Origin of the sequence: Streptomyces ipomoeae 91-03 (assembly GCF_000317595.1) — a bacterium.
Lineage (GTDB): Bacteria > Actinomycetota > Actinomycetes > Streptomycetales > Streptomycetaceae > Streptomyces > Streptomyces ipomoeae.
In genome coordinates this window covers 1-21,475 of sequence record NZ_AEJC01000651.1, presented here as the reverse complement: position 1 = coordinate 21,475, position 21,475 = coordinate 1, and the positions used below count along the sequence as shown (strand labels likewise).

Sequence of the window (21,475 nt, the reverse complement as noted above, 5' to 3'; positions counted from 1 at the left end):
TCCTCGTACTACGCACTACGCGGCGTCACTCCCCGAGCAGGGCCCGCACCCTCTCCTGCCCCACCGCGAGCAGCAGTGTGGGCAGTCGCGGCCCGGTGTCGCGGCCGACGAGCAGGTGGTACAGCAGCGCGAAGAACGACCGCTGGGCGGTCTTGATCTCCGGCGGCAGCTCCTTGGGCGTGGCGTCGGGCGAGAACCCGGCCTGCACCTTGGGCACGCCGTAGACGAGGTGGGTGAGCCCGTCGAGGGACCAGTGCGACGCGAGCCCGTCGAGGAGCAGCCGCAGTGAGCCCTGTGCCTGCTCGTCGAGGGACTTCAGCAGGTCGAGGTCGGGTTCGGTGCGCACGATGGTCCGCTGGTCGGCGGGGACGTGCGTGTTGATCCAGGCCTCGGCCTTGTCGAGCCGGGGTCGTACGTCGTCGAGCGTGGCCAGCGGGTCGGTGGGGTCGAGTTCGCTGAGGATGCGCAGGGTCTGGTCCTCGGCGCCGGCGGTGATGTCGGCGACGGACGCGAGGGTCCGGTACGGCATCGGCCGGGGCGTACGAGGCAGCTCACCGGCGGCGGTGCGGACGGCACGCGAGTGGGCGGCCACGTCGGCGGGGAGGGCGGACCCCTCCGCCACCTTCCCGTCCAGCTTGTCCCACTCGTCGTAGAGCCGCTGGATCTCCTGGTCGAAGGCGATCTTGAAGGACTGGTTGGGCCTGCGGCGGGCGTAGAGCCAGCGCAGGATCTGCGGCTCCATGATCTTCAGCGCGTCACCGGGGGTCGGGACCCCACCCTTCGACGACGACATCTTCGCCATCCCGCTGATGCCGACGAAGGCGTACATGGGCCCGATGGGCTGCTTGCCCCCGAAGATTCCCACGATCTGCCCACCGACCTGGAAGCTGGACCCGGGCGAGGAGTGATCGACCCCGCTCGGCTCGAACACGACCCCCTCGTAGGCCCACCGCATCGGCCAGTCGACCTTCCAGACCAGCTTGCCGCGGTTGAACTCGTTCAGCGCGACGGTCTCGGAGAAGCCGCAGGCGGTGCAGGTGTAGGTCAGCTCGGTGGTGTCGTCGTCGTAGGCGGTGACGGTGGTGAGGTCCTTCTCGCACCGCCCGCAGTAGGGCTTGTACGGGAAGTACCCGGCGGAGCCGCTGCTGCCGTCGTCCTCGGCGGCGGCACCGGAGCCCTCGGCGGCCTCCAGCTCGGCCTCGTCGACGGGCTTCTGCTGCTTCTTCGCCGGGGCCTTCTTGGTCCGGTACTGGTCGAGGATCGCGTCGATCTCACCGCGATGCCTCATGGCGTGCAGGATCTGGTCCCGGTACACGCCCGAGGTGTACTGGGCGGTCTGGCTGATCCCGTCGAACTCGACGCCGAGCTCGGCGAGCGCGTCGATCATGGCGGCCTTGAAGTGCTCGGCCCAGTTGGGGTGGGCGGAGCCCTTGGGGGCGGGCACGGAGGTGAGCGGCTTGCCGATGTGCTCGGCCCAGGTCTCGTCGATGCCGTCGACGCCGTTCGGGACCTTGCGGTAGCGGTCGTAGTCGTCCCAGGAGATCAGATGCCGGACCTGGTGGCCGCGCCGCCGGATCTCGTCGGCGACGAGGTGCGGCGTCATGACCTCGCGCAGATTCCCCAGGTGAATCGGGCCCGAAGGCGACAGCCCGGACGCGACGACAACCGGTTTGCCCGGGGCCCGACGCTCCGACTCCTCGATGACCTCATCCGCGAAACGGGAGACCCAGTCGGTGGTCTCGGTGCTCTGAGCCACGATCGGCACGTCCTCTTTTTCTGAGTGTTCTCCAGGATCGACCGGTACGGTCCCCGGCCGACGGCGTCCATTCTCCCAGCTCTGGCCATAACCACGAAACACTCCCCGGAGCTGGAAGGCGCGGCGGGGTCGAAGGGGCGGCAGCCCCTGGAGGAAGGGACGGGCAGGGGCGGCGGGGGCGAAACCCAACGGCGGAGCCACCCGCGCACGCCAGAAAAACCCCTTTACCCCCATGGGATACTGAACGACATCCACCCGTACCCCGAGGAGAACGGCTCCCCTCTCATGGCCCCGGTCACGTCCCTCACCACCTCCGTCCACCAGCGCCTCGCCACCGCCCTCTCGGCCACCCTGCCGGAGGCCGACGCGGAGCCGCTGCTGCGACGCAGCGACAGGGCGGACTACCAGGCCAACGGCATCCTCGCCCTGGCGAAGAAGGCGAAGGCGAACCCCCGCGAGCTGGCCACCCAGGTCGTCGCGAAGGTCGAGTCGGGCGTCACCAGCGACCTGATCAAGGAGATCGAGGTCTCGGGCCCGGGCTTCCTCAACATCACCCTCACCGACAGGGCGATCACCCGGAACCTCGCGGAGCGCTACGCGGACCCCGACCGCCTCGGCGTACCCCAGTCGGAGCACCCCGGCACCACGGTCATCGACTACGCCCAGCCGAACGTGGCGAAGGAGATGCACGTCGGCCACCTCCGCTCCGCGGTGATCGGCGACGCGGTCGTCCAGATCCTGGAGTTCACCGGCGAGAACGTGGTCCGCAGGCACCACATCGGCGACTGGGGCACCCAGTTCGGCATGCTGATCCAGTACCTGGACGAGCACCCGCACGAGCTGGACCACAAGAAGAGCGACGACCTCCAGGCGTCCGGCGAGGAGGCGATGTCGAACCTGGACCGCCTCTACAAGGCGGCCCGGAAGCTGTTCGACGCGGACGAGGAGTTCAAGACGAGGGCCCGGCGCAGGGTCGTCGACCTCCAGGCGGGCGACCCGGCGACCCTCGCCGCGTGGCAGAAGTTCGTGGACGAGTCGAAGATCTACTTCTTCTCGGTCTTCGAGAAGCTGGACATGGAGATCCGGGACCCGGACATCGTCGGCGAGTCGGGTTACAACGACATGCTCGACGAGACCTGCCGTCTGCTGGAGGAGTCCGGTGTGGCGGTCCGCTCGGAGGGCGCCCTGTGCGTCTTCTTCGACGACGTCAAGGGCCCGGACGGCAACCCGGTCCCGCTGATCGTGAAGAAGTCGGACGGCGGCTACGGCTACGCGGCGACGGACCTCTCCGCGATCAGGGACCGTGTCGTCAACCTGAAGGCGAACACGCTGGTGTACGTCGTGGACGCCCGTCAGTCGCTGCACTTCAAGATGGTCTTCGAGACGGCCCGCCGCGCCGGCTGGCTGAACGGCGACGTCAAGGCCCAGCAGCTGGCCTTCGGCACGGTCCTCGGCAAGGACGGCAAGCCGTTCAAGACCCGTGAGGGCGAGACGGTCCGCCTGGTCGACCTGCTGGACGAGGCGATCGACCGTGCCACGACGGTGGTCCGGGAGAAGGCCGAGAAGGTGGGCCTGACGGAGCAGGAGATCGTCGAGAACGGCCGGTACGTGGGCATCGGCGCGGTGAAGTACGCCGACCTGTCGACGTCCGCCGTCCGGGACTACAAGTTCGACCTGGACCAGATGGTCTCGCTGAACGGCGACACGTCGGTGTACCTGCAGTACGCGTACGCCCGTATCCAGTCGATCCTCCGCAAGGCCGGCGAGGCCCGTCCGGCCGCCCACCCGGAGCTGGAACTGGCCCCGGCGGAGCGCGCGCTGGGCCTGCACCTGGACCAGTTCGGCGAGACGATCGCGGAGGTCGCGGCGGCCTACGAGCCCCACAAGCTGGCCGCGTACCTCTTCAAGCTGGCCACGCTGCTGACGTCCTTCTACGACCAGTGCCAGGTGCTGTCCCCCGACAACGCCCCCGAGGTCGTGGAGAACCGCCTGTTCCTGGTCGACCTGACGGCCCGCACCCTCCACAAGGGCATGGCCCTGCTGGGCATCAGGACGCCCGAGAAGCTGTAAAAAGCCCGGCAGGACGCGACGCGGGGGCACCCCCCCTGTGGTGCCCCCGCGTGAAACCGCTCGGTGGTCGTGTCGGTCAGCCGCGCGCGAGACTCGCGGAGAACTTCGCGCCGGCGGCGAGGGTGGTCTGCTTCTTGACGATCTTGGCCTTGCCTGCGGACTTGTAGAGCGGGGTGGCGTTCCAGGTGGTGGTGGCCCACAGGAAGCCCTGCTTGTCCACGGTGACGCTCTTCTCGTTCTTCTTCGGCGCGATGGCGAAGGCGGCGTTGAGGTTGGTGACGGAGCGCTTGTACGTCTTCGGCTTGTGGCCGGAGCCGGCGACCCACTTGTAGGACAGGACGGTCTTCTGGGTGATGACCGGGAGGTTGTAGATGGTCTCGGTGGCGGTGAAGGTCAGGGTGATGTCCCGTACGCCCTTGGAGACCTTGTTGACCGCCTTGACGTCCCCGACGAAGCGGATGTCCTTGTTGTAGGCCACCGGGCGATGGCCGCCCTTGTTCGTGTAGCCACTGAGCTTGGTGTCGAACGCCGTCTGGACCTTCCGGTTCTGCAGGTAGTCCACGAACTTCTGCTGCTTGGCCTTCGGCAGCTTGTCGAACGCCTTCAGCAGCTTGATCGACGCGGCGGCGTCGTCGTTGTTCTTCAGCCAGCCGCGGTACTTGGCGACCGTCAGCTTGGCCGGCTGCGCCTGCGGCGCGGCGATGGCGGTGCCCTGTGCGGCGACACCGGTGAACAGCAGGGCACCGGCGGTGGCGGCGAGAACGCCGGCGCGGGTGGCGGTGGCGAATGTACGCATGGTGAGCATGCCTTTCGTATGGCTTGGCTTGGCTTTGCTTGATGCGCGGGACTCAGCTCTTGGCGAGTACGGCGGTGAACTTGTCGGTGGCGCCGTGCGTGCTGGTGATGCTCTGCCGCTTGGTGATGGCGGCGCTGCCGGCGGACTTGTACTTCGGCGTGGCCTTCCAGGCGACGGCCCCGACGACGGTCGTCCGGTTCTTGACGGTGACGGTGCTCTTCGGCGCGTTGATGCCGAAGGCGGCGTTGAGGTTGGTGACCGTGCTCCGGACCGACGGCTTGCCGACGACCTGCGGCTTGGGCCGGAAGTCGTCGAACACATAGGAGAGCGTGGTCTTCTGGGTGACGACCGGGATGCCGTAGATCCGCTCGGTGGCGGTGAAGTTGACGGTGACCCGGTGGATGCCGTGGGAGTCGTCGACGACCGTGCTCCTGGTGTCGCCGACGAAGCGGATGTCGTTGTTGTACACGACCTCCGCGTGGCCGTTCTTGCCCAGCACGCCTCCGACCTTGACGTTGAACGCCTTGGTGACGGCCGCGCTCTGCAGATGGACCACGAACTTCTGCTGCTTGGCCTTGGGCAGCTTGTCGAAGGCCTTGAGGGTCTTGACGTCCTTGTGCTTCAGATAGTCCCGGTACGCGGCCACGGTCAGCTTGGCCGGCTTGCCCTGCGGCGCGGCGACGGCGGTGCCCTGGGCGGCGACACCCGTGAACAGCAGGGCACCGGCGGTGGCGGCGAGAACGCCCGCGCGGGCGGTGATGGTGAGGGTGCGCATGGTCGAGGTGCCTTCCGTGTGGGAGGGGGATCACTGCGCCCCCTGGGCCCCGAGGCGCACAACCACGCTATTTTTCTTCCGAGTTGGCCAAAATCGTCTCTTCGGGCATTGCCCTTTGGGACACCGACGCGAGAGCCACGCGGCGGTGCGGTGGACGCGCGGGTCAGCCGTGCGCAGTGGGTCGGAGGGCCGATTGTCAGTGGCTGCCCCTACAGTCACCGGCATGGCGACACTTCCCAATCGGCTGCCCGGGCTGGCGGCCGACCCGACCGGCCGCTCGATCGGGCTCGAACGCCCGCTTCCGCCCGGCCGGTTGATCGACACCACGGACGAGGGCCCGTGGCACGAGCCGCTGCTGTGGTGCGCGGACGAGGCCCCGGCCGCCGGCGCCTGGACGGCCGTCCACCCCGCCCGCCGCACGGCCGGTCTCCTCCCGGTCCTGCTGGACGTCGGCGGCAGCCAGGGCGGCCCGGAGGACTGGGAGTTGATGCCCGGCGAGGCGTCCTACGCCGGGGACCACGACGCCGAGGAGGTCCTGGCGGAGTACTGGCAGGAGTGCGCGGCAGCGGAGGACGGCGACTGGCCCGGCCTGGCCACCGCCCCGGACGCCCTCACCGCTGCCCCCGACCCCGACACCCTCGCCGCCGAGACCGCCGAAGCCCTGCTGAGCGCCCCCTCCCGGCTGAAGGATCCCCGGCTCGCCCTGGTCCCCGCCCGCCGCAGCGCCGACATCCCGGCGGCCATCGGCTGGAGCGGCCCGATGAACCACGAGAACGACGTGGCGAGGCTGAGCGCGGTCCTGCGCTCATGGGAGGACCGCTTCGGCATACGCGTGGTCGCCCTCACCTTCGACCAGCTGATCGTCTCGGTCGCGGCACCGCCCACCACCGACGCCGAAGCCGAGGAGATCGCCGCCGAGCACTTCGCGTTCTGCCCGGACAACATCACCCGGGGCACGCCCGACGGCTCCCTCGACACCTACGCCCGCACCCTGCTGACCGAAGGGACCTGGACGTTCTGGTGGGACTGACCCACCCGGGACATCAGCTCTCGGCGAGCCCCTTCCCCAGCCTCCGCACGCCCTCCCGGATCTCCTCCGGCGCCTGCGTCACGAAGCACAGCCGCAGGGTCGCCCGGTCCGGTTCCCCGGCGTAGAAGGGGGCGCCGGGGACGTACGCCACGTTCTGCTCGACCACGCGCGGGAGCAGGGCGGTGGTGTCGTACGAGGACGGCAGTCGGACCCAGAGGAACATCCCGCCCTGGGGCCGGTTCCAGGTGGAGCCCTCGGGGAGGGCGTCCGGCAGCGCCGTGAGCATGGCGTCACGGCGCTCGCGGTACGCCGCCGCGACCCGGGCCGCATGCGCGTCGAGGTCACGGTCGGCCAGGTAGCGTGCCGCGGCGAGCTGGTTGACGGTCGGGGTGTGCAGGTCGGCGGCCTGTTTGGCGACGGCGCAGGCGCGCCGGAGCCCGGCGGGGGCGCGCAGCCAGCCGAGCCGCATCCCGGGCGCCATCACCTTGGAGAAGGAGCCCAGCAGTGCCGTACGGTCCTCGGCGCCCGGGTACGAGGCGATCCAGGGCACCCGTTCCCCCTCGAAGCGGAGTTCGCCGTACGGGTCGTCCTCGACGATCCAGAGCCCGAGCCGGGCCGCGACGGAGGCGACGGCCGCCCGCCGCTCACCCGGCAGGGTGCGCCCGGTGGGGTTCTGGAAGGTGGGGACGGTGTAGAAGAGCTTGGCCCGGGTCCGCGCCACCAGCTCCGCCAGCGCGTCGGGGTCGACCCCGTCCTCGTCACCCGGCACGGCGACGACCCGCGCCCCGGCGAACCGGAACGCCTGGAGCGCCGCCAGATAGCACGGCTCCTCGACGAGGACGGCCTCCCCCGGTTCGACGAGGGCGGTGGCGAGCAGCGACAGCGCCTGCTGCGACCCGGTGGTGACGAGCAGTTCATCGGCGTCCGTCGCCAGCCCCCGCTTCCCGTACCGCGCGGCGAGCGCCGCCCGCAGCACCGGCTCGCCCTCGGTGGTCGCGTACTGCAGGGCCCGCCCGGCCGACTCGGCGAGCACGTCCCGGTAGGCCGCCGCGATGCCCTCGCCGTCGAACAGCTCGGGCGCGGGCAATCCCCCCGCGAAGTTGACGACTTCGGGCCGAGAGGTGACGGCGAGGATGTCCCGTATGGGGGAACCCCCGACGGCGACGACCCGCTCGGCGAAGCCGGGCACGGGCGCGCCGCCACCGGCGCTCACCCCTCCACGTCCGCCGCCCAAGACGGCCCCATTCCCCACAAATGCCCCGTCAGCGACGCCATTCACGGCACCCACGGCCCCCACCCCACGTCTCGCTCGGCACGAACGGACGGCTGGATCCCGTCCCTGCCGTCACCCTAGCGAGATACATGCCCTCTACACTCACAAGTTCCGCGATGCGGACCCGGCCCGTACCCCCTAGAGTGCGCCCATGCTGCCCAGCGTGGACACGAACGACGAATTGCAAGAAGTCGTCGGTGACGAGGCCCTGCTGCGGCCGGCTGCCCAGGACCTCTGCGGTCAGCTCGGCCTCGCAGGCGCGCGGATCGTACGTTTCCCCGAGGGCTCGTTGCCGGTGTACGCGGTCGGCGACGCCCTCGTACTGAAGCTCTATCCGGGTTTCGAAGCCGCGGAGGCCGTCCGCGAGGCCCGCCTGCTGTCACACCTGTGGGGCCAACTGCCCATCCCCACACCCCGTCTGCACGCGGCCGACCAGTACAAGAACGGCTGGCGCTTCGTGCTGATGTCACGGCTGTCCGGCGAGGACCTCAACGAGGCCTGGCCGCGCATCCCGCGCCCCCACCAGGAGCGGATCGTCGCCGAGGCGGCGGAGTGTCTGGCCGCCCTGCACGACCTGGACCCCAAACCGATGGCCCCGTTCGTCGGCCCGCCGGACTGGACCACGTTCATGGCCGCCCAACGCAAGGCGGCGGTCGAACAACAGATCAGCGGCGGCCTCTCGGGCCCCTGGCTCGAACAGATCCCGGACTTCCTCCGCTCCGTCCCCCTCTCCACCACCCGCCGCCCGGTACTCCTCCACACGGAGTTGATGCGCGAACACCTGACCGTCGACCCCCAGGACTGGCAGCTCACCGGCCTCTTCGACTTCGAACCCGCCATGGTCGGCGACCCGGCGTACGACTTCGTCAGCGTCGCCCTGTTCCTGACCCGAGCCGACCCCACCCTCCTGAAACTCTTCTACGAGGCCTACGGCCAGCCCCCGTTCGACCCCCGCGAGCTGATGGCCTACACCCTGCTCCACGTCTACAGCGACCTGAACTGGTACCTACGCACCCTGCCGAGCCCACCGAGGCAGACGCTGGAGTCACTGGCGGAGACGTGGTTCAGCGCGGGCTTTTAGGGGCGCGGGGCTGTGTCGATTCGCGGCTCCGCCGCGTGGGCGCGACCAACCCCCACCGCCCCGCACCCGGCCCTCTACGCCTTCCTCCCCATCGCCGCGTACACATTGATATCGGCGTCGGTCACATCGTTGATGTCCCGGTACCGAACCTTCTCGATGTCGTCCAGCGCTGCCAACCTCTGCGGCTCAATGGCCTCCGGCGCCGGCGCGCCACCCTCGAATCGCCAGTGGTGTGCCGGCACGACACCGGGCTCGTCGATCACAAGCCCACTCTGCTCGAAGAACCGGGCGACCTCGTCCTTGGACCGCAGCACGAAGGTGAACCCCCGCTCGGTGTAAGTCCTCTGCACCGCACGAATGTTGGCGGGGTTGAGATCCTCCGTGAGGTGACTGAGAACGAGCCGGCTCCCGGAAGGCAGCGCGTCGACCAGCTCCCGTACGACGGGGTAGGCCTCCTCGTCCTCGACGAAGTGCAGGATCGCCACGAGGCAGAGCGCGATCGGCTGGTCGAAGTCGAGGGTCTTGGCGGCCTGTTCGAGGATGTGCGCCGGGGATTTGAGGTCGGCGTCGATGTAGTCGGTGGCGCCTTCGGGCACGCCGGTGAGCAGCGCGCGGGCGTGGGCGAGCACCACGGGGTCGTTGTCGACGTACACGACCCGTGACGCGGGGGCGATCTCCTGGGCGATCTGGTGGACGTTCTCGGCGGTGGGCAGCCCGGTGCCGATGTCCAGGAACTGCCGGATGCCCTCGTCCTTGGCGAGCGTGGTCACCGCGCGGCGCATGAAGTCCCGGTTGTGCCGGACATCGAGGTATCCGCGCGGATTGGCGGCGAGCGCGGCTGCGGCGGCCTCCCGGTCGACGGGGTAGTTGTCCTTGCCGCCGAGGAAGACGTCGTAGACCCGGGCCGGGTGCGCCTTGGTGGTGTCGATCCTCTTCCGCAGCTCCGCGGGGTCCTGGCTGAGCGCGTCACCGGCCATAAAGCCTCTCCTGGAAGGTCGTCGCGTCGTTCAACGGGCAACAACGTATCCCCTGAGGGAAGTTGAAGGAGCGTTGAAGGCGCGTTGAGGCGGGTTGGAGGAGAGCCCGAACCACATGGGGCACATGCGTCCCGGGCAGCACCCACCACCCCTCGGGCGTCCCGTCCCCGTCCTGGACGGGACGCCGTTCCCGCAGGTCAGCGCATGGGAAACAGCTCAGGCGTCCCACATCCGCCGACTTCTGTGGCGTACGGGCCGGATCACCGCCGATGCTGGGCCGCGGGCCCACCATCACCTAGGGCCCCGGACCTCCCACGCCCCAGGAAGGAACCCACGCATGCCCGCCCGCGCCACTCGCGCCGCCCGCCTCCTCACGATGGCCGTCGGCCTCACCCTCACCGTGCTGACCACGCTGACGGCGTGCGAGGACGGCCAGGGCGTACGAGACGAGGGCCCGGCCGAAACGACGAAGACGGCCGGGACGCTCAACGCGCCCGACGCGACAGGGGCATCCGGCGCAGCCGTCCTCACGTCTCACTCGTAGATCCGCCGTCTACGGCGGTGCACTGAACTCCCCGGCCTTTCCTTGCGGTTCCTGCCCCCTGAACCGCACAGCGCACGCGGGCATCGCGGGGCCGTTCACCCTGCTGGAGACACCCGAGCACCAGCATCTCGCCTACACCGAATCTCACCGTGGCAGCCAGTGGGTTGCCGACCCTGGCGGGGTGCCCATCCTTGCCCGCAAGCATGCGATGCCGCGGTCACAGGCCCTCTCCCCCGACGCCATCCACATCCGCGACTCCAAGAACCCGGAGGGCAACGGCGGCGACGGCCCCACCTTCACCACCTCGCCGGAGGCCTGGTCGGCCTTCACCGCGTACGCGGCCCGCTGACCCGTACCCGAAACGGCACTCAGCGCACCATCCGGGCCGCCTCAACAGCCCAGTACGTAAGGATGTTCTGCGCCCCGGCCCGCTTGATGCCGGTCAGCGTTTCCAGGATCGCCCGGTCCCGGTCGATCCACCCCTTCTCGGCGGCGGCCTCGACCATGGAGTACTCGCCGGAGATCTGGTACGCGGCGACGGGCACGTCCACGGCGTCGGCGACGCGCGCGAGGATGTCGAGGTAGGGCCCGGCCGGCTTGACCATCACCATGTCGGCGCCCTCTTCCAGATCGAGGGCGAGCTCGCGCAGCGACTCCCGCACATTGGCGGGGTCCTGCTGATACGTCTTCCGGTCCCCCTGCAGCGAGGAGGCGACGGCCTCGCGGAAGGGCCCGTAGAAGGCGGAGGCGTACTTGGCGGTGTAGGCGAGGATCGCGACATCCTCCCGCCCGATCTGGTCGAGCGCGTCGCGAACGACGCCGATCTGCCCGTCCATCATCCCGCTGGGGCCGACCACATGCGCCCCGGCGTCGGCCTGCACCTGGGCCATCTCGGCGTACCGCTCAAGGGTCGCGTCGTTGTCGACGCGCCCTTCGGCGTCCAGCACTCCGCAATGCCCGTGATCGGTGGTCTCGTCGAGACACAGATCGGACATCACCAGCAGCTCGTCGCCGACCTCGGAACGCACATCCCGGATAGCGACCTGAAGAATCCCGTCCGGATCGGTCCCCGGCGTCCCGAGGGCGTCCTTCTTGGACTCCTCCGGCACCCCGAACAGCATGATCCCGGAAACCCCGGCCTCGACAGCCTCCACCGCGGCCTTCTTCAGACTGTCCCGGGTGTGCTGCACGACCCCGGGCATGGCCGCGATCGGCACCGGCTCGCCGACCCCTTCCCGTACGAACGCGGGCAGGATGAAGTCGGCCGGATGCAACCGAGTCTCGGCAACCATCCGACGCATCGCGGGGCTGGTCCGCAGCCGCCGGGGCCGCGTACCGGGGAAGGATCCGTACTTCGACATACACCTACGCTACGCCCGCGTCCGGGCCCCATTTGCCGACGCCGCGTCGGCGGCCCCACACCCCGACGGGGACAATCAAGTGACTTACATCACCAATCGTGTCCACGCATGCGTAACCTGCGAGTAAGGGCAGTTCATACCGGTACTCCGGTCAAAGGGGGATGGCGTTGGGGCGGATGGGGGACCGTGGCGCTGTGTGCGGGGACGCGGTGGGGGATACGGACGAGCGACGTCGACTGTCCACCCTGGACCTCGTTGGCCTGGCGGCCGGCGGTGTCGTCGGATCCGGGTGGCTGCTGGCCGCAGGACAGGCCTACTGGGCGACCGGCAGGCATGCCGTGTGGGCGTGGGTGATCGGCGGGGCGCTGATGCTGCTGATCGCCGCGGTGATGGTCGAACTGGGGATCGCCGTCCCCAAGACGGGCGGGCTGATCTTCCTCCCTCTGCAGGCCACCGGGCCGCTTGTGGCCACGGTCGTGGCCGCCGGACTGTGGATCGTGTACGCGGTCAACCCGGCCAGCGAGGCGGCGGCCATGGTCCGCGGACTGGCGCACTGGCTTCCCTCACTGCTGCAGGACGGGGAGAAACTGAAGCGCGTCGGCGAGTCCACCCTGCCGAGCGTGGAGCGGCCCTACGACCTCTCCCCCACGGGCTGGCTGTGCGCCGTCGGGTTCATGGCACTGATCATGGGGCTCAACCTGCTGCCCCCGCGTCGGCTGATCAAGCTGAACATCTTCATCACCGTGGTGAAGGTCGTCATCCCGGTACTGATCGTCGTCTGCCTGCTGTACGCCGCGTCCGACGCCGCCGCGAGCTGCCGACCGGAGTATGTCTGGCGTTTCAGCGAGCAGGCGGGGAGTCCCGGGACACTGCGGGACGGGGCCGGGAACATGCCGCTGCTGTATGTGGTGCTGGGCGGCGGCGTCATCTACGCGTACATCGGTTTCCAGGCTCCGCTCGACTTCGCCGGCAACGTCAAGCGGCGTGGCAGGGGGGAGGCGGCGCGGCTGCGATGGGCGGTGTACGGCACCCTCGTGGGAGCGATTCTGCTGTACACGGCGCTGCAATACGTGTTCACCAGATACTGCGGCACCCTCGGGCAGAACATGCTCGAATCGCCGTACTCCAAGTTCGCCATGGTCGCGTCGATGACCTGGCTGGCCTGGTTGATCCGTTTGAACGCGATACTGTCCCCGATGGGCTCCGGCATCGTCTTCACACACGCCCTGACCCGTGAGGTCGCCGCCCTGAGCCGCGCCCACCTCACCCACCGGGGGCTTCAGACGGCACGCCGGGCCTCGTTCCGGTTCCGGGGCGCCGAGATCGACGCGTACTGGATGATCCTGCTGGTCAACTTCGCCATCGGCCTGGCGATGCTCGCCGTGGTGGGAGGCAACTGGGAGGATCTGGTCGCCCTCAACAGCGTGCCGACGATGGTCGTGTACGCCATGCCCGGCGTCGTCCTGGTGGCGCTGGGACTGCCGGCGTTCGGCAGGACACGCCGCATGGTGCATCTGGTTCTCTCCTACGCCGCGTTCGTCGCGATCGCCGTGGTGATCCACATGGCGGGATGGGACGACGTATGGCAGGGCATGGCCGCCGTGAGCATCGGCTCGGCGCTGCTGCTCGGGCTGCCGTGGCTGGCGCGACTCGACCTGCCCCTCGTGGGCCGCCTGTTGCGCCGCTACGACGCCCGCGACCACGTCTCCCGCTTCGCCACGCCCAACGACCCCGCGGTACGGCCGGTGTTGCTGTTCCTCGCGCATCTGGCGGTGCTCGTGGTGTGCACACTGCTGCGGCACCTGGACGGGAGAGACGGCAGGGGCGGCGTACTGTCCGACGTGACGCCGCTCATCGCCGCCCTGTCGGCCGCGGTCGTGTTCCCCCTGCTGGTCCAGGCCTCCCGCCGCTATATGAAGGCCGTACCCCCGACCCTCCCCACCCCCCGTCAGGAGCCGGAGCCGAAGGCGCCCGTCACCGCAGGGACTTGATCACCCAGTCCGCCGCCTCGCACCGCCTGGCCGCCCGCAACGCGGCCACCGCGTCGTCACGGTGGCCGACGTCCGACCAGCGGCCCACCGTGGCGCGGAGCAGCAGCTCCGCGTCCGGCAGCGGCAGCGCCAGCACCCGGCCGACGACCTCGACGACATCGGCCGGAGTCACCAACTGCTCGTTCTCCAGGAACCGTTCGAGCAGCGTCCAGGCCACCTTGTGCAGCCCGGCCTCGTACAGCCGTCCCGCGACATCGGCGACCAGCGCGGCGTCGGCCGTCGACTCGGGGGACGGATCGGAGAGTTCACGGCAGGCGGCGCGTACGGCGACCGCGTGCCTGGCTTCGTGCAGCGCGCGCAGACAGTCCACGAACCAGTCCCGGTCCCCGTCCGGGCCCATGACGGCCATGGCCAGCCGGCGCCCCACCTCATGCGCGGCGCGGCTGCGGTCACGGCCCCGTTCCACGCGGCCCAGCAGGGTCACCAGGTCGGCACCGGAGCGGCCCTCGATCCGTACGGCGGCGGCGTAGCACAGCAGCCGGGAGCACTCGGGGTCGGCGTCCTCCTCGCGCAGCCACTCGTTCAGCTGCCTCAGCTCGTTCAGCGGACGGGGGGAGGCACCGGGGCCGGCGGCGCTCGCCACGACATCGGCCAGCAGCTCCCGGGTGGTGCGGGTCAGGGCCGGCTCCTTGTGCCAGGACGCCACGAGCCCGGCCAACTCCTGCACGTTCGTGTTTCCGGCCGCGTACTGCCGGACCAGGGCGCACTTGGCGGGGGACGCCGAGGGCCCCTTCGCCAGCAGCGCGCAGAGCTTCACGATGTGCCTGGGCTGCGCGGTGCGGCCGATGTGCTCGGCCAGGGCGTCGTGGCCGGCGCCGCGCCGGGCGATCAGCCGCGCCACCAGTGCCCGGGTCCGCTCCACCTCGGTCGCGTCCGAGGCGTTCAGCCGCTCCTCGACCCACCGCTCCAGAACCCGCCCTGCCGGGCTGAGGTGCTGGAAGGCGCCCGCCAGGTCGGCCATCTCCTCGCCCTCGTCGCCCTCGTCGCCCGCCCCGGCGGCGCCCGGCGGGCTGTCGGCGATCGCCCACAGGGTCAGCCCGAGCAGCCGGTCGGCCTCCCGCTCGCAGCCCTCGTCGCGGAGCGCGGTGTGCAGCAGCGCCTTGTCGAGGTTGGTGCGGCCGGAGCCGGCGCCCGCGAACATTTCCACGGTGCGCTTCGCGAGCATCGGCTGCCGCCGCTCAAGTACCCGTACGAACACCGCCACATCGAACGCCGTACGCTGGCACGCCACGTCGTGCACGATGCTCGCGGTGATCGGCGCGCGTCCGCTGCGGAACTCCGCCTCGTGCTGCATCAGGGCCAGCTCGGCCGCCTCCCCGACAGGCCGTGACAGGGCCGCCGTCGCCATCAGCATGACCGCGTCCCGCCTGTCGAACTGGTCGGCGAGCTCGACCAGTTCGTCGACCGGGCGGCGCAGCGCGAAGGCGTGCAGGGCGCGCATGGCCATCGCCTCGCGATGCTCCTCGCGCATCCTGCTCAGGATGCCCACGAGTTGCCGGACCTGGATCCGCGTCACCCAGGCGTACGCCTCGTTGAGCGATTCGGCCAGGTCCAGCTGGAACAGGTGATCGGTGCGGCGGACACCCTCGGCGCCGCCAGCCCCACGCGTGCCGCCCCCGCCGCCCACGCCGTTCGCACCCTCGATGTCGTTGGTGCCGCTGGTGCCATTGATGTCGTTGGTGCCGTTGGTGCCGCTGGTGCCGTTGGTGCCCTCGACGGTGGTCATCCGCCGCCCAGCATCGCGGGTTCGATCTCACCCCAGTACGTGACGAAGTCGGCCGGGTCGGGCAGCAGTTCGCCGGCCCTCCGGTCGACGCGTCGGGCCAGTTCACGGCTCTGCTCGTCCCCGGCCTTCAGCCGTACCACCACACGCCCCGCGAGGTCCGGGCGGCGCATCAGCTCAGGCAGATTGCGCTCGCCGTTGAGGAGCAGTTCGCGAACCCACTCGTCCACCGTGTCCAGCACGCGCGCCCGGGGCCGACGGCTCTTCGCGTGGTTGGTGAACAGCGTGGCCGCCTCCGAGGCGTCGTTCAGCAGCATCCGGGGCGCGTGGTGGACGCCGCACTCCTGCATCCCCTCGTCGATACCGGCGCGGAGCGCGCCGAGCGTGAGGTCGTCGGGGTGGTCGGGCATGCCCTGCCCCAGCACGTTCAGCAGATGGCCGCTGAACGGCGTGCAGGTGTCGAGGGGTTCGGGCAGGTTCGGGCAGGCGTCCGCCCACGCGTTGTGGACGTTGCCGCCGACCGCGGTGAGCACACAGGTGCCCTGGTAGCGGGTGCCGAGAGCGCCTGGGAGCACGGACTCGGGGCCCAGGTGGGGCAGCATGTTCGAGTAACAGCAGTCCGCGATCAGCACCTTGAGACCGGCCTTGCTCTTCCTGATCGCCCGGTACACGTACCAGGCGGACAGCCAGGTCCAGGGCTCGTTGATCCGCGAGGAGCCGACCGCGAAGTGGACCTGACCGCCGGGCACGTCCTGCCAGTACGCCCCGTGTCCGACGTACACCACGAGCAGGGTGTCCTCCGGCCCCTCACCGGCCGCCGCCGCCTCATGGAGGGCACGCATCACCCCGTCCGCGGTCCGCGTCCGACGCGGTTCCAGCACCGGGGACTCCGCCGCGGGGCCCCACCGGGCGTCCTGGGCCAGCGCGGCCCCGTACGCACGGGCACTCGCCTCGATCGTCGGATACCCGGCTATACCGGAGTCGTCGTCGTACGTCCCGACGCCGATCACCAACGCCCGCGATGCCATACCGGTCAGCTCCCCTCGGGGGTGGTGGGGCCCGCGGAGCCGTCGGGGTCGTCGGCGAGGCACCGCGGAGGCTCCGGCTCCTGCCGGGGTTCCGGGACCTGTCCGGGTTCCGGGCCCTGCGGCGCCGGCGGGGTCTGGAAGATGATGGTGACGGTCGGCGGATCGAGCCGCCGCCCCCGCCAGGTGTCGATCGCTCGCTGCGCGGCAGCCTGCACCACGGCTCCGACGGCACCTTCGAGCAGGGCCTCCAGCAGCGTGACAGCGAGGTCGCCGCCCAGGGTGCCCTTCTGCCCGGCCGTCTCCAGCCGCCAGGCCAGCCCCGTCTCCCGCCCCAGCTCCTCGAGAAGTTCCTCCGGCTCGTCCAGCCCGACCGGTCCCTCGACCTTCACGGAGATCATCGCTGTCATGCTCCCGTGCCTCCCCCGAAGCGGCGCCCCATACACGTCCACTCTGCCAGCGCGAACACCGACTGGGCGAGGGTGAACTGACGCACAGCGCAAGCTTCTTACGCCCCCTGAACGCCACCCTCATGCGTACGGGCGCCTTCCTCGCCCCTGACGACCCGCAACGCGGACTCCGGCCCGAACTCGCCGATCTCGACGACTCAGGCCGCGCGGACGGATTCAGCCCCCGCCGACTCGGCGATACGGCGGTCGCGCTCGGCACGGCAGTCTCGGCACCAGGTCCCCTCCGGCGCACGGAAGGCACGGTTGCAGCCGCCCGCGCAGTCGACCATGTGATGCGAGGGGGACGGCTCGACGTCCGGAGCCCGGCCCTCGGGAAACTCCGGCAAGGGCGGCAGTGGTGGCGGCAGCAGTTCCCGCAGCCGGTGGGCCAGGAACCGGGCCGGATTCTTGACGAGGGCGGGAACATCGGCCGTCATGGCGTGATGCACCGCCGTTCTGCTGGCGCCGTTGTCGAACCAGGCGATGACAGCCGGAGTGAGGCGGCGCACGTCCCGCTGGGAGAGCGTGAACCGGTCGTCGGTACGGCGCAGTCCCACGAGCAGGGCAACAGCCTTGTCGTGGTGTTCGCTGCCGGACAGCTCGGGTTCGGCGGGCTCGGGTGCGGGTGGTGCGGGCTCTCCGGAGGCGGGCTGGTCTTCCACGACCGGCGGAACTGGAACCGCGGGGACGGCGCCGTCGACGGGAGCGGCAGGGCTTGCGGGAGCGCCGGGCACTGCCGGAATGACGGGTTCTGCGGGAACTGCGGAAGCACGTCCGATGACAGGACCGGCTGTCGGATCCGCGGGGGCGGAGACCGGCCCACCCGTCGCCTCCCGCCGAGCCCGCGTGAGCGCCGGAGCGTTGTACGCGTACGTACGCGTGACCACGCGCCCACCGTCGACCCGCTCCCGCACCCGCTCGATGTAGCCGTGCGCCTCCAACTCCCGCAGGGCGAAAGCGATCCGGTCGCGTCCTTCGGGAAAGCGCTCGGCGAGGGTACGAATGTCCGCGGAGGCTCCCTGGGGCAGCGACAGGATGTGAGTGCCGAGCCCGATCGCGGTCAGGGACAACTCGCGGTGCTGCGCGAGGTGGTTGCCGACGATCGTGAACCGATCGGGCTGGTACTCCCTGATGTGGGTGACCCCGGAATGGGTGGCGCTTTGCCGAACGCGGAACTCTGGGCGCACTGCGGCGCTAGGCTTCGTCTCAGCCATTGGGGAAGACCGATCTTCTTCCTCTGGTGGTCAGGCCCTCGCACTGGGATGCCAGTCCCGGCGGGGGCCGACGCATGTCTGCGGTTGTCAGGGCTGAGCCTGCACGCCCAAACCTCACCGACGCCATCCGAGTTGAGAGAGTTCACTCCGCCGAGTGACGAACACAGGGTTTGGATTGGTTTGGAGGGTTTCTCTCCCAAGAGTTCTTTTTCTCTTACCGCCCGAAGCCCCGCCACACGGGTGACCGGGACCCGGGTTTCCGGGCTCCGGCGCGAGGCGCTTCGCTCAGCCGACGAGTACGGCCCGTGAAAGCTCCCTGACGCCCGCAACATGCGGGTGCTTGCGCTGGAGTTCGCTGACGATCGCCCGAACAGCAGGCCTGTCCCGAACCTCCGCCGGGGTGACTCGGAAGGCATCCAGGAGCGCCTGAGCGGTCTGCTCGGCCTTGCCCCACTGCCACCAGGCACGGGCCATGTCCGTGTGAAGGCGACCCTTGCGCTCCGCAGTGGCGAACTGGCCCGGGTGAAGCTGCTGCCCCTTGGTGATCGCGGCCCCAGCGTCGCCGAGCGCCCAGTGGACCCCGACCTCGTAGAGCTGGACAGAGGCGGGGGTGATGGCGAAGAGTCTCCCCGTCGGCGCGACGGTCGGCAGAGCAGCCGCAGCCCTCGCCGCCTCGTCAATCATCTCCAACGCCTGGCTTCGGTCATTGGAGCGAGCGGCCGTGTACGAAGTGGTGCAGAGCATCTGCGCGTACGCCGCCGCCTGCGCCTGAGTGGTCAAACCCATGGCTTCGATCCTGGACGCGGCACTGAGGACCAGCCGCTGTGCGGTGTCCGCTTGGTCCTGATGACGCAGAACAATGCTCAGCTCACGCACAGCCGCTGCCGAGGCCAGTGGAGAGCCGGACAGATCGCCGTAGAGAGTCGCCCGGTCGGCGGTCAGTCGCGCATGGTCATACCGCCCGATCTTCACCAGGACCTGGGTCGCCAGGGAGTAACAGGCGGAGAGGCGCGCATAGTTGATCTCCGACCGGTCCCGAATTCCATCATGGGCCGTGGCGAGGAGATCCGGCAGGGCTTTGAGGAGGTCGCCGTACCGTCCGGTGTCGAAGAGCGAGCGGGCACGGGTCAGATGCGTGTCCAGAGGTACAGGCGAACCAGATGGCGCCGGCATCTCCGCGAGGGCCGTTTGCACGCCGGCCACGAGTGAGGCAGGAACGGCGAGACCTGCTGTCGCGAGCAGGGTGCGGCGTCGCATCGGGTCCTCCTCGGTGTGACGTGGACCATTCGCCGCAACATTAGAGGCTTGTGGCCCGAGTCAGCAGGGCGTCACCCCGTGCAGGCGTTCCGGCCACGGCCGGAGTCTGGGCGGGGCCGTCACGCACCCATCCGGACTCCGGAACTTGCGGTCCCGCAATGTGAGTCAGGGCCTGGGCAGCGGCAGGCTGGGCATGTGCGGATGCCGCAGGTGCTGGCCGCCGCCGTACACGTGCAGGGAGAACGTCTCCGGACCCGGCCGACCCGCTTCGTCATACGCGCTCAGCACCGTCTCGATCCGCTCCCAGAGCTTCACCGGTCCGCTCTCACGCACCTCCCATCGACCGTCCACCGGAGTGAGAGTGGCGGCGGAGCCGGTAACGACATCGACCAGGTGCACCGTCTCGCCGACGGTCACCAATTGCGCGTCCGACGCCGCGCACTGGGCGAGGAACCGCAGATGGAACGCCTCCCCGGTGGCGGCCGTGATGCGCTCCGGACTGTGCTTGGCAGCACGGCCGGTCTCGGGCAAACCAGAGGACCAATGGGCAGGGTTGCCGAACGCCGGCGCCGCATGAATGCGCGCGGACATGAAGGAGACGGTGCCGGGCAGCAGTGTCCCCTCGGCGGCGCAGTCGTCAGCGACGGTGAGCAGGACTCGGGCGTACCCATAGAGCCAGCCGGACAGGGTGAGCAGGATCTTCCCTCCCGGCCGTGCTTGCGTAAGAAGGGAGGGCGGGACGGCGCGGAAGGAGCAGGCGGCCACGATCCGGTCAAACTTCGCTTCGGGCCAGTACCCGTACAGCCCGTCCGCCACGGCCAGGGTGGGGGTGTAGCCGCAGCCATACAGCGCACTCGCGGCCTGGTCGAGGCGGCGGCCATCAACCTCGATCGATGTAATGGCCGCAGAGCCGAGCCGTTCACAGGCGAGCGCGGTGGAGTAGCCGGTTCCCGTGCCGATTTCCAGCACCGTATGGCCATCCTGAAGGTCTGCGTCTTCCCACATCCGCAGGACGAGCGACGGCAGCGTGGACGATGAGGTGGGTGCCCCGCCGTGCCGGGCAGAAGGCTGCTTCCAGTCGGGTTCGTCGCCATCGAACTGCGTGATGAGCGTGGCGTCGGAGTACGCGGCGGCCAGCCAGCGGCCATGATCGAGTTCGGCGGTGACCGGCTCCCACGCCATCAGTCCCTGCCCATCGCGCTCGTTGGCGGGAAGATAGAAGCCAGGCACGAACCGGTGCCGTGGCACCGTCTCTACCGCCGCTCGCCATGCTGGATCGGCAAGTACGCCGTTCTCGGCGAGGGCCTTCGCCATCGCCTCGCGCAGCCGCGCGGCGTCAGTCTCAAGGTCGGCTGGCATGGTCATCGCCTGCCGCCTCCTTCCTGCTCAGGATGTCAGCGAACGCCTCGGTAATGGCCGGTGCGTCGGGCAGCCAGCCCCACTGTCCGTTCGGGTTGCACTCGATCGCGGTCCAGTGCCTGGGGTCGTCCCCATCGCCGGTGAGGCCGAAGTCGAAGCAGCCGAAGACCAGACCGAACGAGGCCAGGTATCTGTGCAACGTGGCCTCGATGGGGGCCGGGACGGTAATGAGAGCGTGAAGCAACTCGTCCCAGTCGCCGCGACGCCAGTCCAGCGCGCCGTCGGGGGCGGCGATCTGCTGGGCGAAGACACGGCGGCCGACCACGGTGACCCGCACGTCGCCGGTCTTGGGGATCTCGGCCTGGAATAGGTGCGCGGTCACGGTGAGGGCATCGTCGAAGGTGCCGGGATCGACGCGCTGGGCCCAGATCGCTCCAGTGTGACCGTCCTCGCCCGGGGGCAGGCCGCGGAACGTCTTGTAGATCACGGGCTCGTGCTCGGCAGCGAACTTCCGCGCCTGCTCGACATCGTTGGTGACCAGGGTGGGCGGGATCGCCAGGCCCAGCTCAGCGAACCGCTGGAGCTGGGCGGGCTTGAAGTCGGCGCGGGCCACCGCCGACGGATGGTTGACGTACCGCACGCCCGGCAGGTGGTTCAGGACACCGCCGAGCCCGTGCCTTGCTTCGGCGACAGCGAACTCCCGCTGCTGAAGAGGAAGATGACCGAAACGGGCG

General features: G+C 69.8%; 19 protein-coding genes and 1 pseudogene. 7 read left to right on the top strand and 13 right to left on the bottom strand.

Annotated features, from left to right (window positions below):
• Positions 1–25: 25 nt before the first annotated feature.
• Positions 26–1,765: a lysine--tRNA ligase gene (lysS, locus tag STRIP9103_RS43055; RefSeq protein ID WP_048822124.1), complete on the bottom strand. Its 1,740-nt coding sequence runs from the start codon at positions 1,763–1,765 to the stop codon at positions 26–28.
• Between the two features lie 276 nt (positions 1,766–2,041).
• On the opposite strand from lysS, the gene argS reads away from it, so the two are divergent.
• Complete coding sequence (gene argS, locus STRIP9103_RS43050) at positions 2,042–3,826, top strand: arginine--tRNA ligase (protein ID WP_009341005.1); 1,785 nt, start codon at positions 2,042–2,044, stop codon at positions 3,824–3,826.
• Positions 3,827–3,902: 76 nt separating this feature from the next.
• Here the strand turns inward: argS and STRIP9103_RS43045 are convergent, their stop codons facing one another.
• Together STRIP9103_RS43045 and STRIP9103_RS43040 are read right to left on the bottom strand one after the other, a co-directional pair.
• Positions 3,903–4,622 (bottom strand): hypothetical protein, encoded by a 720-nt coding sequence (locus tag STRIP9103_RS43045; RefSeq protein ID WP_141595396.1) that lies wholly within the window; start codon positions 4,620–4,622, stop codon positions 3,903–3,905.
• A gap of 52 nt (positions 4,623–4,674) precedes the next feature.
• Positions 4,675–5,397, bottom strand: a complete 723-nt coding sequence (locus STRIP9103_RS43040; protein WP_009341043.1) for a hypothetical protein — start codon at positions 5,395–5,397, stop codon at positions 4,675–4,677.
• A 223-nt stretch (positions 5,398–5,620) separates the two neighbouring features.
• On the opposite strand from STRIP9103_RS43040, the gene STRIP9103_RS43035 reads away from it, so the two are divergent.
• On the top strand, positions 5,621–6,427 hold the full coding sequence (locus STRIP9103_RS43035; protein WP_009341033.1) for a DUF4253 domain-containing protein: 807 nt from the start codon (positions 5,621–5,623) through the stop codon (positions 6,425–6,427).
• Positions 6,428–6,440: 13 nt separating this feature from the next.
• On the opposite strand, the gene STRIP9103_RS43030 is transcribed toward STRIP9103_RS43035, so the two are convergent.
• On the bottom strand, positions 6,441–7,640 hold the full coding sequence (locus STRIP9103_RS43030; RefSeq protein WP_009341021.1) for an aminotransferase-like domain-containing protein: 1,200 nt from the start codon (positions 7,638–7,640) through the stop codon (positions 6,441–6,443).
• Positions 7,641–7,851: 211 nt separating this feature from the next.
• On the opposite strand from STRIP9103_RS43030, the gene STRIP9103_RS43025 reads away from it, so the two are divergent.
• The gene (locus STRIP9103_RS43025) at positions 7,852–8,781 is read left to right on the top strand and encodes a phosphotransferase family protein (protein WP_009341024.1); all 930 of its coding nucleotides are present in this window, start codon (positions 7,852–7,854) and stop codon (positions 8,779–8,781) included.
• Positions 8,782–8,855: 74 nt separating this feature from the next.
• Here the strand turns inward: STRIP9103_RS43025 and STRIP9103_RS43020 are convergent, their stop codons facing one another.
• The gene (locus STRIP9103_RS43020; RefSeq protein WP_009341028.1) at positions 8,856–9,758 is read right to left on the bottom strand and encodes an SAM-dependent methyltransferase; all 903 of its coding nucleotides are present in this window, start codon (positions 9,756–9,758) and stop codon (positions 8,856–8,858) included.
• A gap of 337 nt (positions 9,759–10,095) precedes the next feature.
• On the opposite strand from STRIP9103_RS43020, the gene STRIP9103_RS43015 reads away from it, so the two are divergent.
• The 3 genes and pseudogenes from STRIP9103_RS43015 (at position 10,096) to STRIP9103_RS49530 (ending at position 10,651) form a co-directional block, all read left to right on the top strand.
• On the top strand, positions 10,096–10,302 hold the full coding sequence (locus STRIP9103_RS43015) for a hypothetical protein (RefSeq protein WP_009341011.1): 207 nt from the start codon (positions 10,096–10,098) through the stop codon (positions 10,300–10,302).
• Positions 10,303–10,537 (top strand): annotated as a pseudogene (locus STRIP9103_RS52610) (Scr1 family TA system antitoxin-like transcriptional regulator); the annotation flags it as partial.
• Positions 10,511–10,651 (top strand): DUF397 domain-containing protein, encoded by a 141-nt coding sequence (locus STRIP9103_RS49530; RefSeq protein WP_009341039.1) that lies wholly within the window; start codon positions 10,511–10,513, stop codon positions 10,649–10,651. The pseudogene STRIP9103_RS52610 and the gene STRIP9103_RS49530, both read left to right, overlap by 27 nt.
• A gap of 19 nt (positions 10,652–10,670) precedes the next feature.
• Here STRIP9103_RS49530 and hemB read toward each other — a convergent pair whose 3' ends face one another.
• A complete protein-coding gene (gene hemB, locus STRIP9103_RS43005) occupies positions 10,671–11,663 on the bottom strand; it encodes a porphobilinogen synthase (protein ID WP_009341041.1) in 993 nt (330 codons plus the stop codon).
• A gap of 209 nt (positions 11,664–11,872) precedes the next feature.
• Between hemB and STRIP9103_RS43000 the strand changes: the two genes are divergently transcribed.
• Positions 11,873–13,654 (top strand): APC family permease, encoded by a 1,782-nt coding sequence (locus tag STRIP9103_RS43000; protein ID WP_048822120.1) that lies wholly within the window; start codon positions 11,873–11,875, stop codon positions 13,652–13,654.
• Here the strand turns inward: STRIP9103_RS43000 and STRIP9103_RS42995 are convergent.
• The 7 genes from STRIP9103_RS42995 to STRIP9103_RS42965 form a co-directional block, all read right to left on the bottom strand.
• The gene (locus STRIP9103_RS42995) at positions 13,638–15,440 is read right to left on the bottom strand and encodes a hypothetical protein (protein WP_009341007.1); all 1,803 of its coding nucleotides are present in this window, start codon (positions 15,438–15,440) and stop codon (positions 13,638–13,640) included. The two genes, STRIP9103_RS43000 and STRIP9103_RS42995, sit on opposite strands and share 17 nt — an antisense overlap.
• Positions 15,437–16,465, bottom strand: coding sequence for a hypothetical protein (locus STRIP9103_RS42990; RefSeq protein ID WP_009341017.1), 1,029 nt, complete (start codon positions 16,463–16,465; stop codon positions 15,437–15,439). The genes STRIP9103_RS42995 and STRIP9103_RS42990 overlap by 4 nt, the downstream gene beginning before the upstream one ends.
• A 5-nt stretch (positions 16,466–16,470) precedes the next feature.
• On the bottom strand, positions 16,471–16,872 hold the full coding sequence (locus STRIP9103_RS42985) for a hypothetical protein (protein WP_009341035.1): 402 nt from the start codon (positions 16,870–16,872) through the stop codon (positions 16,471–16,473).
• A 197-nt stretch (positions 16,873–17,069) separates the two neighbouring features.
• The gene (locus STRIP9103_RS42980; protein WP_009341030.1) at positions 17,070–18,098 is read right to left on the bottom strand and encodes a helix-turn-helix domain-containing protein; all 1,029 of its coding nucleotides are present in this window, start codon (positions 18,096–18,098) and stop codon (positions 17,070–17,072) included.
• A 312-nt stretch (positions 18,099–18,410) separates the two neighbouring features.
• On the bottom strand, positions 18,411–19,382 hold the full coding sequence (locus STRIP9103_RS42975) for a hypothetical protein (RefSeq protein ID WP_009341009.1): 972 nt from the start codon (positions 19,380–19,382) through the stop codon (positions 18,411–18,413).
• Between the two features lie 165 nt (positions 19,383–19,547).
• Entirely contained in the window at positions 19,548–20,747 is a 1,200-nt protein-coding gene (gene tgmC, locus STRIP9103_RS42970) for an ATP-grasp peptide maturase system methyltransferase (RefSeq protein WP_009341019.1), read from the bottom strand.
• Positions 20,725–21,475 (bottom strand): hypothetical protein (locus STRIP9103_RS42965; RefSeq protein ID WP_009341013.1); only part of this gene is annotated, 751 nt, incomplete at its 5' end. The genes tgmC and STRIP9103_RS42965, both read right to left, overlap by 23 nt.